We start from the raw sequence: 14,703 nt of genomic DNA on the forward strand, positions 1-14,703 counted from the left end.
GACCGGCCCGCTGGGCCCGGGTCCGCCGGGTCCGCCCGGCGCGCCGAGCCCGCCGAGCCCGCCGAGCCCGCCGAGCCCGCCGAGCCCGCCCGGCGCGTCCCGTCGTCGGGCGCGGCGGCATCACCCCGCACCACCGGAGGACGCGGCTCGACCGCCCCCGGCGGCGCGGGCGGGAGCGGCGGGGGAGCGGGGACGAGGCGCACCTCGACCGCCGTGCTCACGGGTCTCCCGTCGTGGTCGTGCCGGTGCGGTACCTGCTCATCTGCTACCTCCGTAATCGGTCGGCCCCGCCGCCCGGCACAGATGTACCCCGCCACGCCCGGCGCGCGCCAGGGAGTCCTGCGGAACCTGGGGACAGGGACCGGCGGGTCGGTGCACGACGCGCGGAACTCGCCCGGGTTCGTCCGGGATGTGCGTCGCGATCGCCGCGGGGCGGCACACTGGTCCCGTGCGTCTCTACCTGCCTGCCACCCTGGACGAGCTCGACGACCTGCTGGGCGGTCGCGCCCCGCTCGCGGCCCCGCGCCGCGCGCACGCGGTCACGCCGGCGCTGACCGCGCTGCTGCCCGACGAGGACGAGGAGGGCGTCGAGTTCGCGGCGCAGCTCATGGCCGCGGACGACGCGCTCGTCCTGCTCGCGTCCCGCCCGGACGCACCCGGCCTGCGTCTCGTCGTCACGGTCGAGGTGCCGGACGACGCCGTGCGCGACGGCGCGCCGGAGGACGGCGACGGCGTGGACGACGAGGCGGCGAGCCTGGTCACGCTGACCGCCCCCGCGACGCTCGACGTGGTGGTGTGCGCGCACGTCGACGAGCCCGCCGCCAAGGACGAGGTCGCCCGCGCGCTGGACGGCGACGACGCCGCGCTCGACTCCCTCGCCGAGCGCGACCTGCTCTGGTACGACGCGACCGAGCTGACCCGCATCCCGCGCTGACGGCCCCCGGCGGAGCCTCGCGGGTCAGTGCTCGATCAGCGGGTCCAGCACCTGCAGCGCCGCCCCGTGCAGCCGGCCGTTGGACACCAGCGCGCTGCCGCCGAACGGCCCGTCCACGCCCTGCACGGACGTGAACCGCCCACCGGCCTCCGTGACGATCGGCACCAGGGCCGCCATGTCGTGCAGCGCGAGCTCGGGCTCGGCGGCGACGTCCACGGCGCCCTCGGCCACGAGCACGTACGACCAGAAGTCGCCGTACGCCCGGGTGCGCCACACCTTCCGCGTCAGGTCGAGGAAGTGGTCGAGCCGCCCCTGCTCCTCCCAGCCGCCCAGGCTCGAGTAGGACAGCGACGCGTCCTGCAGCCGCCCGACCTCGGACACCTGCATCCGGGTCGCCGACGCGAGCGACCGCCCGGTCCACGCGCCCGAGCCGACGGCGGCCCACCACCGGCGGTGGAGCGCGGGCGCGCTGACCAGGCCGACGACGACCTCGTCGCCGTCGAGCAGCGCGATCAGGGTCGCCCAGACCGGCACGCCGCGGACGAAGTTCTTGGTGCCGTCGATCGGGTCGACGACCCAGCGCCGCGGCCCGTGGCCGGTGTCGGCCATCTCCTCGCCGTGCACGGCGTCGCGCGGGCGGGCCCGGGACAGCTGCGCGCGGATGAGCTCCTCGGCGGCCCGGTCGGCGTCGGAGACGGGGGTCAGGTCGGGCTTGGTCTCGACCCGGAGGTCCTGCGCCTTGAACCGCGACATGGTGAGCGCGTCCACCTGGTCGGCGATCACGTGGGCGAGGCGCAGGTCGTCGTCGTACCGGGTCATGGGTCCAACCTATCCGGGCCGTGCGGCCCCGACGTCCGTGTCAGCCCCGGTCAGCCCGCGTCCGGCGCACCCGAGCGGCTCACCAGCAGCCGGCGGAACGAGTCCACCCGGGCCGTCCGCGCCTCGCGCGCCGACTCGTCCGCGGAGGTCTCGACCCACTCGTCCAGGGCGCAGTCGGGCGCGTCGGCGGCGTGCGTGCAGCCGCGCGGGCACTCCTCGGCGACCTCGGCCAGGTCGGCGAACGCGCCCAGGAGGTGGTCCGGGTCGACGTGCGCCAGCCCGAACGACCGCACGCCGGGCGTGTCGATGACCCAGGTGCCCGGCTCCCCGGGGACGCGGAGCGCGACGGCCGACGTGGACGTGTGCCGCCCGCGGCCGGTGACGTCGTTCACCACGCCGACGGCCCGCAGCGCGTCCGGCACCAGGGCGTTGACGAGCGTCGACTTCCCGACGCCCGAGTGCCCGACCAGCACCGACATCCGCCCGGCGAGCGCCGCGCGGACCTCGTCCAGCCCCTCGATCGCGGCCTCGTCGGTGCGCGAGCTGACGACCACGCGCACGCCGATCGGCTCGTACAGCGCCCGCAGCGCGGCGGGGTCGGCGAGGTCGGCCTTGGTGAGCGCGAGCAGCACGTCCATGCCGGCGTCGTAGGCGGCGACCACGCACCGGTCGATCATCCGGGTCCGCGGCTCGGGGTCGGCCAGAGCGGTGACGACGACGAGCTGGTCGGCGTTCGCGACGATGACCCGCTCGACGGGGTCGGTGTCGTCGGCCGTGCGTCGCAGGACGGTGCTGCGCTCGACGATCCGCACGATCCGGGCGAGCGAGCCCTCGGCGCCGGAGGTGTCGCCCACGAGGTCGACCCGGTCGCCCGGCACGACCCGCTCGCGGCCGAGCTCGCGCGCCTTCATCGCGACGGCGACGCGCTCGTCCGGGCCGTCGGCGTCGACCAGGACCGTGTACCGCCCGCGGTCGACGCCGGTGACCAGCGCGCGGTCGGCGTCGGCGTGCTCCGGGCGGGTCTTGGTGCGGGGGCGGGTGCCCCGGCGGCTGGGCCGGACCCGGACGTCCGACTCGTCGAGCGCGCGGCGCGCCACGGTCAGCAGCCCCCCGTCACGCCAGCATCCCGTCCCACAGCCCCACGAAGTCCGGGATGGTCTTGGCGGTGGTCGCGACGTCCTCGACCAGCACCCCCGGCACGGCCAGGCCCAGGAGCGCGCCGAACGTCGCCATCCGGTGGTCCGCGTAGGTCCGGACCGTCCCGGCGTGCAGCGGCCGCGGGGTGATGACGAGGCCGTCGGCGGTCTGCTCCGCCTGCCCGCCGAGCCGGGTGATCTCGGCGGACAGAGCGGCGAGCCGGTCGGTCTCGTGCCCGCGCAGGTGGGCGATGCCCCGCAGCCGGGTGGGGGAGCCGGCCAGCGCGGCGATCGCGGCGATCGTCGGGGCGATCTCGCCGGCGGCGTGCAGGTCGAGGTCGACGCCGCGCACCTCGCCGGTGCCGGTCACCGCCAGCACGTCGCCGTCGAGCCGGGTCGTCGCGCCCATCTGCTCGAGGATCCCGGGCAGCAGCCCGCCCGGCTGCGTCGTGGCGGCGGGCCAGCCCGGGACGCGCACGGTTCCGCCCGCGACCAGCGCCGCGCACAGGAACGGCGCCGCGTTGGACAGGTCCGGCTCCACGCGCACGTCGCGCGCGGCGACCGGTCCCGGCTCGACCTGCCACACCGTCGGCACGGAGTCGTCGACCACGACGCCGGCGGCGCGCAGGGCGGAGACCGTCATCTCGATGTGGGGGAGGCTCGGCAGCGTCGGGCCGGTGTGCCGGATGGTGAGGCCGCGCTCGAACCGCGGTGCGGTGAGGAGGAGGCCGGAGACGAACTGCGAGGAGCCCGAGGCGTCGACGTCGACGACACCGCCGTCGACGGACCCGGTGCCGGTGATCGTGAACGGGAGGTGGCCGGGCTCGCCGTGCTCGGCGACGCCGACGCCCAGCGCGCGCAGCGCGGCGAGGACGGGGCCCATCGGCCGGACGCGGGCGCCCGCGTCGCCGTCGAACCGCACGTCGCCGTCCGCCAGCGCCGCCACGGCGGGCAGGAACCGCATGACCGTCCCGGCCAGACCGCAGTCGACCGCCCGCGGCCCGCGGAACGCCCCCGGCGTGACCAGCCAGTCGCCGGGCGCGGCGGGGTCGTCCTCGATCGTCGTGCCGAGGTCCCGCAGCGCCTGCGCCATGAGCAGCGTGTCCCGGGACCGCAGCGCGCCGCGCAGCCGCCCGGGGCCGTCGGCGAGCGCGGCGAGCACCAGGTAGCGGTTGGTCAGCGACTTGGAGCCGGGGACCTCGACCGTCGCGTCCAGGGGGCCGGTCGCCGTGGGGGCGGGCCAGTCGGGCGCGGCGGGGAGGACCTCGGAGCTCATGGCCGTCAGGCTATCGGGGTGCGCCGGGCGCCCGGCCCGGGCGTCCGCCCTGCGAGGCGGCGCGGGTCGCGCACGGGGCTCAGTGCACCGCGTCCGTGATCTTCTTCGACGCGGCCTTCGTCGCCGCCGAGGCCGTCGCCGCCGCGGCCGCCGCCTTCGCGGTCGCGGCCCGGGTCGCCCGGGCGTGCTCGACGCGCCAGCGCACCGAGGGCCGGCCCGCGGTGTCGGCGGCGGCGATGAGCGCGCCGCCGGTCATCGACAGGCCGCGCAGGAACCGGGCCTTGCGGTCCTTCTTCTCCTGCTCGGACAGCGTGCGGCGCTCCTTGCGGGAGGCCGGGGCGTCGGCGGCGGCGAGCGGCAGCGTGAGGGCGGCGAGCGCCAGGGCGGCGGCGCGCGGCGCGCGGCCGGTGGCGAGCAGCAGGGCGGCCAGCGCGGTCGCGCCGCCGTGCACCCGCACGACCGTCGTCAGCTGCGCGTCCGACGGGTGCCGGTACGCGTCGAGCGCGCCGCCGAGGGCGCCGCGCGGAACGGCGGCGTCGAGCCGCTCGACCGCACCCCGGGCGACCGCGACGTGCGCGGCCGGCCGGCGCAGCGCGTCGACCCCCTCGCTCAGGAACCACGACGCGAACAGCGGTCGGGCGATGCGGCGCAGCAGCATGACGTCCTCCTCCCGGCCGTCCGCGACGCACGGACGCCTGCCGTCCAACCTAGCGGCGCGACCTGCCCGCCGCCCCCGGGAATGCCCGGGGCGGCCGCCCGTGTTGTGCCGTCCATGAGCTGTACCACCCTCGAACGGCCGGCCGCCTCCGCCGGTGGCGTCGCCGTGCTGCCCCGCCCGGGCGGCCCGGTGCCTCCGCGCGCACTAGGCTCGGCGGTGATGAGCGAGGACACCACACGCGCCCCCGAGTCCGAGGACGACGCGGCGCGCAGCGAGCGGTTCGAGGCCGAGGCGCTGGTCTACCTGGACCAGCTGTACGGCGCCGCCCTGCGCATGACCCGGAACCCGTCGGACGCCGAGGACCTGGTCCAGGAGACGTTCGCGAAGGCGTTCGCCGCCTTCCACCAGTACCGGCCGGGCACGAACCTCAAGGCGTGGCTGTACCGGATCCTCACCAACACGTTCATCAACACGTACCGCAAGAAGCAGCGCGAGCCGCAGCAGTCCCAGGCGGACGAGATCGAGGACTGGCAGATCGCGCGCGCCGAGTCGCACTCGTCGACGGGGCTGCGCTCCGCCGAGGCCGAGGCGCTCGACCACCTGCCGGACTCGGACGTGAAGGACGCGCTCGCGCGGCTGCCGGAGGACTTCCGGATCGCCGTGTACCTGGCGGACGTCGAGGGGTTCGCCTACAAGGAGATCGCCGAGATCATGGGCACCCCGATCGGGACCGTGATGTCCCGGCTGCACCGCGGGCGGGGCCAGCTGCGCGACATGCTGGCCGACTACGCGCGCGACCGGGGGCTGGTGCCGGCAGGGGGGTCCGCGACCGCCGAGGGCGGGGACGGCACGGGATCGTCGAGGAGGGCACGATGACGGGCTTGGACGCCGCGGGGACGTCGACGCCGGCAGACGGCCAGGGGTCCTGCGGCCCGGAGTGCGAGCAGGCGCTGGGCCGGCTGTTCGCCTACGTGGACCGGGAGCTCGAGCCGGGTGACGCGGACCAGGTGCGGCAGCACATCGAGGACTGCCGGCCCTGCCTGGACGAGATCGCCGTCGAGACGATGCTCAAGGAGCTCGTCAAGCGGTGCTGCCAGGACAAGGCCCCGGCGGACCTGCGGGTGAAGATCCACGCGCAGCTGACGACCCTGCGGGTCTCGCGCACGCTCTGAGCGGCGCGACGGCCGGCCCGCGGGTCGGCCGTCGCCCCCGAGCACGACGAAGGGCCCGGTGCGTCGCACCGGGCCCTCGTGCTGGGTGCGGCTGCGCCGCCCGACGCTCAGGCGTTGGGGCGCTTGCCGTGGTTGGCGCCGTTCCCGGCGCGGGAACGGCGCTTGCGGCCACGCTTGCTCATGGAACTTCTCCCTGGTGAGACTGACCGGCACGGCGGTACAGCCGCCCGGGGACCCTCCATGGTCCCACATCCGCGCTGCTCGTCCGCACCGACCGTTCAAGGACGGGGGGTGACCGGCCGATCACCAGGGAGTGAGCGACCAGCCGCAGTCCGTCGTCCCCCTCCTGCACGCCCTGGCCCAGGCCGGCGGCTCCGACCTGCACGTCAAGGTCGGCTCCGAGCCGCGCGTCCGCGTCGACGGCCGGCTCCGGCGGCTGCAGGTCCCCGCGCTCAAGCCGCGGGACACCGAGCACATGCTCGGGGAGGTGCTGCCCGACGACCTGACCGAGACGTTCGTCCGCACCCACGAGGCGGACTTCGCTTTCTCGCTGTCGGGCGTGGGCCGGTTCCGCGTCAACGCCTACCAGGCCCGGGGCACCTACGGCCTGGTGTTCCGCCTGGTCGGGACCGGCGCGCAGTCGCTGTCCGAGCTCGGCCTGCCGGAGGTGCTGGGCGAGCTCGCCCTGGAGCCGCGCGGCCTGGTGCTCGTCACCGGCCCCACCGGGTCGGGCAAGACGACCACGCTGGCGTCGATGATCGACCTGATCAACACCGTGCGCGAGGCCAACATCGTGACGATCGAGGACCCGATCGAGGTCCTGCACGCCGACAAGCGCGGCATCGTCTCCCAGCGCGAGATCCGGCAGGACACGGCCGACTTCACGGTCGCGCTGCGGGCCGCCATGCGGCAGGACCCGGACGTCATCTTCGTCGGCGAGATGCGCGACGTGGAGACCGTCCGCGCGGCGCTGTCCGCGGCCGAGACCGGGCACCTGGTCCTCTCCACGCTGCACACGATCGACGCCGCCGAGTCGGTGAACCGCATCGTCGACTTCTTCCCGCCGCACGAGCAGCAGCAGATCCGCGTCGCGCTGGCCCAGGCGCTGCGCGGCATCGTGTCGCAGCGGCTGGCGCGCAAGGCGGACGGCGCGGGCCGGACCGCGGTGGTCGAGGTGCTGGTGAACACCGGTCGCACGGCCGAGGCGATCGTGGACCCGTCGAGCAGCGAGCCCCTGCTGGACCTGATCAAGCAGGGCGACTACTACAAGATGCAGACGTTCGACCAGCACCTGGTGCGCCTGGTCGCGGACGGCACGGTGACCTACGACGAGGCCCTGGGCGTCGCCACGAACCCGCAGGACCTGACCGTCGAGCTGCGCTCGGTGGGCCTGATCGCCTGACGCCCCGGGCGCCGGCGCCCGGGGCGCGCGACCCGGCGCGAGGCACCGCGACACTCTTGCCCGCCCCGCTGACGCGATATAGCGTGTCCGAACGCGATATATCTCGATGCGGAGGAGCAGCGCCATGGCCACGGAGTCCTGGGTCGTCATCGGCCCGCAGATCATCGAGGTCGAGGACGTGCGCTCGCTGCGCGTCCAGGTCAGCGGGGGACGGGTCGACGTCGTCGCCCACGAGGACCCGACGCTGACCGGGGCGCGCCTCGAGGTGCACCGGGTCGATGGCTCGCCGCTCGAGGTGACCTACGCCGACGGGGCGCTGTGGGCGGGCGTCCGGTCGGTCACCGGCATCGACGGCTTCCTGGAGCGGCTCCGCGGACCGGGCCAGCGCGACCGCGTGGAGATGCACCTCGCCGTGCCGCGCGCCGTCGCCGCGTCGCTGGCCTCGGTGAACGCGGACCTGCTGCTCGCCGGCGTCCAGCAGGACGCCACGGTGTCGACCGTGGGCGGCGGGGTCGTCGTGGACGGCACCCGCGGCGCGCTGTCGGTCAAGAGCGTGTCGTCCGACGTGGTCGTGCGCGACCACCTCGGGGACCTGTCGATCGGCACCGTCTCGGGCGCGGCGACCGCCTCCGGCGCGCTGCACCGGGTCACCGTCACGACGGTGTCCGGCGAGGTGACGCTCGACTGCCTGGCGCCCACCTCGGTCTGCCACGTCCGGACGGTCTCGGGCGACGTCGCCGTGCGGCTGCCCGCGGGCCACGGCGTCGGGGTCGAGGCGCGCAGCGTGTCCGGGCGGGTCGTCGTCGACGGCGTCGAGCACGGCGACCGCCGCCCCGGGCGCACGACCGTCGACCTCCGCGACGACCGCGCCACCTGCTACGTCTACTCACAGACCGTGTCCGGCCACCTCACGGTGCTGCACGGCGCCCCGCTCGCCGAGCCGGTGGTGGACGCCGGCGGCGCCTGATGGCCGTCTTCGGGCACGGGCAGCTCCGGCTGTACCTGCTCTCGCTGCTGGAGGCCGGGCCGCGGCACGGCTACGAGCTGATGCGCGCGCTGTCGGACCGGTTCGGCGGCACCTACCGGCCGAGCGCCGGGACGGTGTACCCGCGGCTCGCGCGGCTCGAGGAGGAGGGGCTGGTCGCGCGGACCGAGTCGGGGCGCAAGACGCTGTACGCCCTGACCGACCGCGGCCGGCAGGAGGTGGAGGCGCACCGCGCGGAGCTGGCCGCGCTGGAGCACGAGCTGGCCGACGTGGTGCGCGACCTCGCCGCCCAGGTGCGGGCCGAGGTCGCCGGTTCCATGGCGGGGATGCGGGCGGAGATGGCGGCGGCGGCGCAGCAGGCGCGCGCGGCGGCGCTCCGCACCCGGGAGCCGCGGGTCGAGGCGTCGGCGACCGGGGTGCCGCGTCCGGGCGGCCCGGCGGCGGAGGAGCGCCGGGCTGCCCGGGCTCGGCGCGCGCAGATCGAGGCCGACCTCGCGGCGTTCCGGGCCGACGTGCGCGACGCCGTGCGCCGCGCGGAGGCGGCCGGGGGTCCGACCGCGCTCACGGCCGACACCGTGCGGACGGTGCTGGCGAGCGCCCGCTCGGCGATCGCCGCGACGCTGCCGCCCCGCTGATCCTGGGGCGGTGCCGCCGCCCCCGGGGCGGTCAGACCACGTCCTCCGGCAGTCCGAGCCAGGCGTTCCAGTGCGAGTGCAGCACGAGCCAGGCCATCAGCCCGTAGCCGGCCTGCCCGGGCAGCGAGCCGTCGCCCGCGGCGAGGTCGGCGAGCCACTGCTCGTGCCCGGCCAGCGGGGTGCACGTGTCGACGTACGGCACCCGGCGCCGGGTGGTCACGTCGGCGAAGGCGGCGGACAGGTCCGCGAGCGTCGTGGGGTCGACCCCCGCGCCGGGCGGCGGGCCGACGACGAACGCCGGCATCCGGCGCTGCTCCGCCGCGTCGAGGATGTTCGCGAGGTTGAGCCGGCTGCGCGCGAGCGACAGCCCGGCGAGGGCGTCGGCGCGGCCCAGGGAGACGACGAGCCGGGTGTCGGCCTCGGCCGAGGCGCGCCGGCCGACCTCCTCCTCCCACCGGGCGGAGAGGCCGGACGTGGTCTCGCCGGGGACGGCCAGGGTCAGCACGGTCGGGGGCACGGGGGTCGTCGTGCGCGCGGCCACGCGGCCGACCCAGCCCAGCGCCCGCGGGTCGCCGGCGCCCGCGGCCAGCTCGTCCCCGATCACCACCAGGCGCAGTGGCAGCTCGCCCACGTCCCGTCCTCCCGCTCGCCGTGCGCGTCCCGCGGTCGCGGGCGCGTGGCCAGTCTCGCAGCCGGACCGCCGGGGGCGCCCGCCGACGCGCGGCGCGGGACCGAGGGGCTCAGTGCAGGTAGCGGTCGGCGTCGTCGGTCCAGTCGTGGTGGGAGCGCGGGGGCTCGCGGCGGCCGAGGCCGTCGGTCCGCAGCCAGTCGTACAGCTGGGCGCCGAGGTAGGCGGTCAGGGTGAGGAGGGCCAGGGTGAGGATCAGTGCGGTCATGGCAGAAAGCCTTCCGCCACATCGATCCCGCCACGAGTGGCAGCACTGCCGACACCCGTCGACTTCCCGCCAGTTCCGTGGCAGGCTCGGCGGCATGCTGCAGCGAGTCGCCGCGATCGCGGTCCCCGGGGTGTCCGCGTTCGAGCTCGGGCTGGTCTGCGAGGTGTTCGGCATCGACCGGTCCGACACCGGCGGCCCGACCTTCGACTTCACACTGTGCACGCCGGAGCCCGGGAGCGTCCCGATGGAGCCGGTGCTGGCGATCGAGGTGCCGACCGGGCTCGAGGTCACCGAGGACGCCGACCTCGTCGTCGTGCTGCCCTACAAGGCGCCCTACGGGCTGCCCGCGGCCGCGCGCGACGCGATCCGCGCGGCGCACGACCGCGGCGCCTGGGTCATGAGCATCTGCTCGGGCACGTTCGCACTGGGGGAGGCCGGGCTGCTCGACGGGCGCCGGTGCACCACGCACTGGATGTACGCCGACGACCTGCAGCGCCGGTACCCCACGGCCGAGGTGGACCCGGCGGTGCTCTACGTCGAGGACGGCCGCGTCATCAGCAGCGCGGGGACCGCCGCGGGCATCGACGCCTGCCTGCACCTCATCCGGCGCGAGCTCGGCGCGCAGCAGGCGGCGCTCGTCGCGCGGCGGATGGTCGTGCCGCCGCACCGGGACGGCGGGCAGGCGCAGTACGTGGACACCCCGCTGCCGTGCGACGCGGACACGCTCGCCCCGCTGCTCGCGTGGATGTCCGAGCACCTGGACGCCGACCTGACCGTGCCGGACCTCGCCGCCCGGGCCCTGATGTCCGAGCGGACGTTCGCGCGCCGGTTCCGCGCCGAGACCGGCACGACGCCGGCCGCCTGGGTGACCCGGCAGCGCCTGGTGCGGGCGCAGGAGATGCTCGAGCGGACCTCCGCCGGGGTGGACGAGGTCGCGCGCGCCAGCGGGTTCGGCAGCGCGGCGATCCTGCGGCACCACTTCGCGCGGGTGCTGGGCACGAGCCCGCAGGCGTACCGCCGCCAGTTCGCGTGCACCGACGAGGCGGAGGCGGCGGCCGACCGCATGTCGGTGGTCGCCTGACCCCGCGGCCTCCCGCAACCGACGTGCTGCCGAGATAGGACCGTCGCGCCGAGATAGGGCCGTGGACGGTCCTATCTCGGTCGGCGGGTCCTATCTGGGCGAAGGGTGCGGGAGGGGCGGACGCGCCGGAGGCCGGCCACCCCGAGGGGCGGCCGGCCTCCGTGCGTGCGGTGCGCGTCAGCGCTCGAACGCGGCCCGCAGGATCTCTGCCTGCTCGGCCTGGTGCGCCTTCGCCGAGCCGGCCGCGGTCGAGGCGGACGCCGGGCGGGACACGGCCCGGACCGGCGCGCCGACGACCGGCGGTAGCGCGAGCGACACGTACGACCACGGGCCCTGGTTCCGCGGCTCGTCCTGGACCCACACCAGCTCGGCCCCGTCGAACGGCGCGAGCGCGGCGCGGATGCCGTCGTGGTCGAGCGGGTACAGCTGCTCGAACCGGACGATCGCGGTCCGCTCGTCGTTCACCTTCTCGCGCTGGGCCACGAGGTCCCAGTAGAGCTTGCCGGAGCAGAGCAGCACGCGGTCGACCCGGGCGGCCGAGGCGGCGGCGCGCTCGTCGCCGATCACCGGCCGGAACGTGCCGGACGTGAAGTCCTCGACCTGCGACGCGCCCGCCTTGAGCCGCAGCATCGACTTCGGGGTGAAGACGATGAGCGGGCGGCGCGGCCGGGCGTAGGCCTGGCGACGCAGCAGGTGGAAGTACGACGCCGGGGTGGTCGGCTGGGCGACCGTCATGTTGCCCTCGGCCGACATCTGCAGGAACCGCTCGATGCGGGCCGACGAGTGGTCCGGCCCCTGGCCCTCGTAGCCGTGGGGGAGCAGCAGCACGACGGACGAGTGCTGGCCCCACTTCTGCTCGGCGGAGGAGATGAACTCGTCGATGACGGTCTGGGCGCCGTTGACGAAGTCGCCGAACTGCGCCTCCCACAGCACCAGGGCGTCCGGGCGCTCGACGGAGTAGCCGTACTCGAAGCCGAGCGCCGCGTACTCCGACAGCGACGAGTCGTAGACCCAGAACTTCGCCTGGTCCGCCGACAGGTAGAGCAGCGGGGTCCACTCGGCGCCGGTCTCCCGGTCGTGCAGGACCGCGTGCCGCTGCACGAACGTGCCGCGGCGGGAGTCCTGCCCGGCGAGGCGCACCGGCGTGCCCTCGATCAGCAGCGAGCCGAACGCGAGGATCTCGCCGAAGCCCCAGTCGATGCCGCCCTCGCGGGACATCTGCTCCCGCCTGGCGAGCAGCTGCGCGAGCTTCGGGTGGATCGTGAAGCCCTCCGGCGCCCGCACGTGGGCGGCGCCGATCCGCTCCAGCACCTTGGCGGGCGCGGCGGTCTGCCAGCCGATGATGACGCCGGCGTCCTCGCGCTGGGACTCCGGGCGCTCCAGGCCGGCCACCGGCTCGGCGTCGGGCGACGGCGGGGTCCAGCCCTCCTCGCGGGTCTCCGCGAACACCCGCTCGAGCTGCGCCTGGTAGTCGCGCAGCACGTGCTCGGCCTCCTCGAGCGTGATGTCCCCGCGGGACACCAGCGCCTCGGTGTAGAGCTTGCGGACCGACCGCTTGGCCTCGATGAGGTTGTACATGAGCGGCTGGGTCATCGAGGGGTCGTCGCCCTCGTTGTGGCCGCGGCGGCGGTAGCAGACCATGTCGATGATGACGTCGCGGTCGAACTGCTCGCGGTACTCGAACGCGAGCTCGGCGACCCGCACGCACGCCTCGGGGTCGTCACCGTTGACGTGGAAGATCGGGACCTGCAGGCCCTTGGCCACGTCGGTGGCGTACTGCGACGAGCGCGAGGACGACGGACCGGTGGTGAAGCCGACCTGGTTGTTGATGACGACGTGGATGGTGCCGCCGGTGCGGTAGCCGCGCAGCTGGGCCAGGTTGAGGGTCTCGAAGACCACGCCCTGCCCGGCGAACGCCGCGTCGCCGTGGATGAGGATCGGCAGCACGGAGAACCCGTCGCCGCCGAGGTCGATCCGGTCCTGCTTGGCGCGGACGATGCCCTCGAGCACCGGGTCCACCGCCTCGAGGTGCGACGGGTTCGCGGCCAGGTAGACGCGGGTCGACGCCCCGGACTCGGCGTGGAACACGCCCTCGGTGCCCAGGTGGTACTTCACGTCGCCGGAGCCCTGCACGGACTTCGGGTCCTGGTTGCCCTCGAACTCGCTGAAGATCTGGCCGTACGACTTGCCCGCGATGTTCGCGAGCACGTTGAGCCGCCCGCGGTGCGCCATGCCGATGGCGACCTCGTCCAGGCCGCCCTCGGCCGCGCGGGAGAGGATCGCGTCCAGCAGCGGGATGACGGACTCGCCGCCCTCCAGGGAGAACCGCTTCTGCCCGACGTACTTGGTCTGCAGGAAGGTCTCGAACGCCTCGGCGGCGTTGAGGCGGCGCAGGATGCGGAGCTGGTCCTCGCGCGGCGTGGGGGCGTAGCCGGCCTCGAGCCGCTCCTGCAGCCAGCGGCGCTGCCGCGGGTCCTGCAGGTGCATGTACTCGAACCCGGTGGTGCGGCAGTACGAGTCGCGCAGCAGGCCGAGCACCTGGCGCAGGGTGGCCCGCGGCCGGCCGGTGAACCCGCCGGTCGGGAACGTGCGGTCCAGGTCCCACAGCGACAGGCCGTGCGTCTGCACGTCCAGGTCCGGGTGCTTGCGCAGCCGGTAGGCCAGCGGGTCGGTGTCGGCCATCAGGTGGCCGCGCGACCGGTAGGAGTGGATGAGCTCGGCGATCCGGGCCGGCTTGATGGCCTCGGCGTCCGGGTCGGCGGCCTCCTTGACCCAGCGGATCGGCTCGTAGGGCACGCGCAGCGACGCGAACACCCGGTCGTAGAAGCCGTCCTCGCCGAGCAGCTTGCGGTGCAGGATGCGCAGGAAGTCGCCCGACTGGGCGCCCTGGATGACGCGGTGGTCGTAGGTGGACGTCACCGTCAGCACCTTCGACACGCCCATCTTGTTGAGCTGCTCGTCCGAGGTCCCCTGGAACTCGGCCGGGTAGTCCATCGCGCCGACGCCGATGATCGTGCCCTGGCCCTGCATCAGCCGCGGCACGGAGTGCACCGTGCCGATGGTGCCGGGGTTGGTCAGGGAGAGCGTGGTGCCGGCGAAGTCGTCGACGCCGAGCTTGCCGCCGCGGGCGCGCCGCACGACGTCCTCGTACGCGTTCCAGAACTGCGCGAAGTCGAGCGTCTCGGCCTGCTTGATGCTCGGGACGAGGAGCTGGCGGGTGCCGTCCGGCTTGGCCAGGTCGATCGCGAGGCCCAGGTTCACGTGCGCCGGCGTGACGTAGCCGGGCTTGCCGTCGACCAGCGTGTACGCGGTGTTCATCGCGGGCATCTCGCCGACCGCCTCGACCAGCGCGAAGCCGATGAGGTGCGTGAACGAGATCTTGCCGCCACGGCCGCGGGCGAGGTGGTTGTTGATGACGATCCGGTTGTCGACCAGCAGCTTGGCCGGGATGGCGCGCACCGACGTCGCGGTCGGCACCTCCAGGCTGGCCTCCATGTTGGTGACCACCCGGGCGGCCGGGCCGCGCAGGCGCTGGGTCTCGTCGGAGGCCTCGGGCACCTCCTGCTCCGCCTCGCGGGCCGCCTTGGCCGCGGGGGCGTAGGGGGCGGTCGCGGGCTGCGCCGTCGCCACCGGGGAGGTGGTGGGGGCGGGCTCCGGGTCCCGCGGCGCGGGCTGCTCCTGGGGGCGGGTGGCCTCCGGGGCGGGGGCG

Annotated in this window: 15 protein-coding genes and 1 pseudogene; 7 read left to right on the plus strand and 9 right to left on the minus strand. The window is 75.3% G+C overall.

Annotated elements, in window-relative coordinates; genetic code table 11:
• A pseudogene (locus J5O08_RS18810) lies at positions 1-221 on the minus strand (hypothetical protein); the annotation flags it as partial.
• Positions 222-448: 227 nt separating this feature from the next.
• On the opposite strand from J5O08_RS18810, the gene J5O08_RS18815 reads away from it, so the two are divergent.
• On the plus strand, positions 449-934 hold the full coding sequence (locus tag J5O08_RS18815) for a hypothetical protein (protein WP_218708440.1): 486 nt from the start codon (positions 449-451) through the stop codon (positions 932-934).
• Positions 935-958: 24 nt separating this feature from the next.
• On the opposite strand, the gene hisN is transcribed toward J5O08_RS18815, so the two are convergent.
• From hisN to J5O08_RS18835, 4 genes are all read right to left on the minus strand, one after another.
• Positions 959-1,753 (minus strand): histidinol-phosphatase, encoded by a 795-nt coding sequence (hisN, locus tag J5O08_RS18820; RefSeq protein WP_218708441.1) that lies wholly within the window; start codon positions 1,751-1,753, stop codon positions 959-961.
• Between the two features lie 50 nt (positions 1,754-1,803).
• Positions 1,804-2,850: a ribosome small subunit-dependent GTPase A gene (gene rsgA / locus J5O08_RS18825; RefSeq protein ID WP_218708442.1), complete on the minus strand. Its 1,047-nt coding sequence runs from the start codon at positions 2,848-2,850 to the stop codon at positions 1,804-1,806.
• 16 nt (positions 2,851-2,866) lie between these two features.
• Entirely contained in the window at positions 2,867-4,165 is a 1,299-nt protein-coding gene (gene aroA / locus J5O08_RS18830) for a 3-phosphoshikimate 1-carboxyvinyltransferase (protein ID WP_218708443.1), read from the minus strand.
• A gap of 79 nt (positions 4,166-4,244) precedes the next feature.
• Positions 4,245-4,823: a DoxX family protein gene (locus J5O08_RS18835; protein WP_147794029.1), complete on the minus strand. Its 579-nt coding sequence runs from the start codon at positions 4,821-4,823 to the stop codon at positions 4,245-4,247.
• Positions 4,824-4,937: 114 nt separating this feature from the next.
• On the opposite strand from J5O08_RS18835, the gene J5O08_RS18840 reads away from it, so the two are divergent.
• Positions 4,938-5,699 (plus strand): sigma-70 family RNA polymerase sigma factor, encoded by a 762-nt coding sequence (locus J5O08_RS18840; RefSeq protein ID WP_147794028.1) that lies wholly within the window; start codon positions 4,938-4,940, stop codon positions 5,697-5,699.
• Positions 5,696-5,995 (plus strand): mycothiol system anti-sigma-R factor, encoded by a 300-nt coding sequence (gene rsrA, locus J5O08_RS18845; protein ID WP_218708444.1) that lies wholly within the window; start codon positions 5,696-5,698, stop codon positions 5,993-5,995. The genes J5O08_RS18840 and rsrA overlap by 4 nt, the downstream gene beginning before the upstream one ends.
• Positions 5,996-6,102: 107 nt before the next feature.
• Here the strand turns inward: rsrA and J5O08_RS21900 are convergent, their stop codons facing one another.
• Positions 6,103-6,177 (minus strand): 50S ribosomal protein bL37, encoded by a 75-nt coding sequence (locus J5O08_RS21900; protein WP_370521008.1) that lies wholly within the window; start codon positions 6,175-6,177, stop codon positions 6,103-6,105.
• 131 nt (positions 6,178-6,308) lie between these two features.
• Here J5O08_RS21900 and J5O08_RS18850 point away from each other — a divergent pair, with 131 nt between their 5' ends.
• The 3 genes from J5O08_RS18850 to J5O08_RS18860 all read left to right on the plus strand — a co-directional run bounded on the left by J5O08_RS18850 (position 6,309) and on the right by J5O08_RS18860 (position 9,017).
• Entirely contained in the window at positions 6,309-7,397 is a 1,089-nt protein-coding gene (locus J5O08_RS18850) for a type IV pilus twitching motility protein PilT (protein ID WP_147794026.1), read from the plus strand.
• Positions 7,398-7,521: 124 nt separating this feature from the next.
• Positions 7,522-8,364 carry a DUF4097 family beta strand repeat-containing protein gene (locus J5O08_RS18855; RefSeq protein WP_217615578.1) on the plus strand — a complete coding sequence of 281 codons (843 nt, stop codon included), beginning with the start codon at positions 7,522-7,524 and terminating at the stop codon, positions 8,362-8,364.
• A complete protein-coding gene (locus J5O08_RS18860; RefSeq protein WP_308281722.1) occupies positions 8,364-9,017 on the plus strand; it encodes a PadR family transcriptional regulator in 654 nt (217 codons plus the stop codon). Before J5O08_RS18855 ends, J5O08_RS18860 begins: the two co-directional genes overlap by 1 nt.
• Before the next feature lie 31 nt (positions 9,018-9,048).
• Here the strand turns inward: J5O08_RS18860 and J5O08_RS18865 are convergent, their stop codons facing one another.
• Positions 9,049-9,648, minus strand: a complete 600-nt coding sequence (locus J5O08_RS18865) for a GDSL-type esterase/lipase family protein (protein WP_217615579.1) — start codon at positions 9,646-9,648, stop codon at positions 9,049-9,051.
• Positions 9,649-9,757: 109 nt separating this feature from the next.
• Positions 9,758-9,913: a hypothetical protein gene (locus J5O08_RS18870; protein WP_218708445.1), complete on the minus strand. Its 156-nt coding sequence runs from the start codon at positions 9,911-9,913 to the stop codon at positions 9,758-9,760.
• A gap of 94 nt (positions 9,914-10,007) precedes the next feature.
• Here J5O08_RS18870 and J5O08_RS18875 point away from each other — a divergent pair, with 94 nt between their 5' ends.
• Positions 10,008-10,994 carry a GlxA family transcriptional regulator gene (locus J5O08_RS18875; RefSeq protein WP_218708446.1) on the plus strand — a complete coding sequence of 329 codons (987 nt, stop codon included), beginning with the start codon at positions 10,008-10,010 and terminating at the stop codon, positions 10,992-10,994.
• Positions 10,995-11,171: 177 nt separating this feature from the next.
• On the opposite strand, the gene J5O08_RS18880 is transcribed toward J5O08_RS18875, so the two are convergent.
• The coding region (locus J5O08_RS18880) for a multifunctional oxoglutarate decarboxylase/oxoglutarate dehydrogenase thiamine pyrophosphate-binding subunit/dihydrolipoyllysine-residue succinyltransferase subunit (RefSeq protein ID WP_218708447.1) at positions 11,172-14,703 on the minus strand (3,532 nt) is incomplete at its 5' end.

The organism is Cellulomonas sp. PS-H5 (assembly GCF_019265565.1).
In the GTDB taxonomy this organism is placed as follows: Bacteria; Actinomycetota; Actinomycetes; order Actinomycetales; family Cellulomonadaceae; genus Cellulomonas.

Coding starts and splice junctions, on each gene's coding strand:
- hisN (WP_218708441.1), bottom strand. CDS start 1,753: ATGACCCGGTACGACGACGACCTGCGCCTCGCCCACGTGATCGCCGAC.
- aroA (WP_218708443.1), bottom strand. CDS start 4,165: ATGAGCTCCGAGGTCCTCCCCGCCGCGCCCGACTGGCCCGCCCCCACG.
- J5O08_RS18835 (WP_147794029.1), bottom strand. CDS start 4,823: ATGCTGCTGCGCCGCATCGCCCGACCGCTGTTCGCGTCGTGGTTCCTG.
- J5O08_RS18840 (WP_147794028.1), top strand. CDS start 4,938: ATGAGCTGTACCACCCTCGAACGGCCGGCCGCCTCCGCCGGTGGCGTC.
- rsrA (WP_218708444.1), top strand. CDS start 5,696: ATGACGGGCTTGGACGCCGCGGGGACGTCGACGCCGGCAGACGGCCAG.
- J5O08_RS18855 (WP_217615578.1), top strand. CDS start 7,522: ATGGCCACGGAGTCCTGGGTCGTCATCGGCCCGCAGATCATCGAGGTC.
- J5O08_RS18860 (WP_308281722.1), top strand. CDS start 8,364: ATGGCCGTCTTCGGGCACGGGCAGCTCCGGCTGTACCTGCTCTCGCTG.
- J5O08_RS18870 (WP_218708445.1), bottom strand. CDS start 9,913: ATGACCGCACTGATCCTCACCCTGGCCCTCCTCACCCTGACCGCCTAC.
- J5O08_RS18875 (WP_218708446.1), top strand. CDS start 10,008: ATGCTGCAGCGAGTCGCCGCGATCGCGGTCCCCGGGGTGTCCGCGTTC.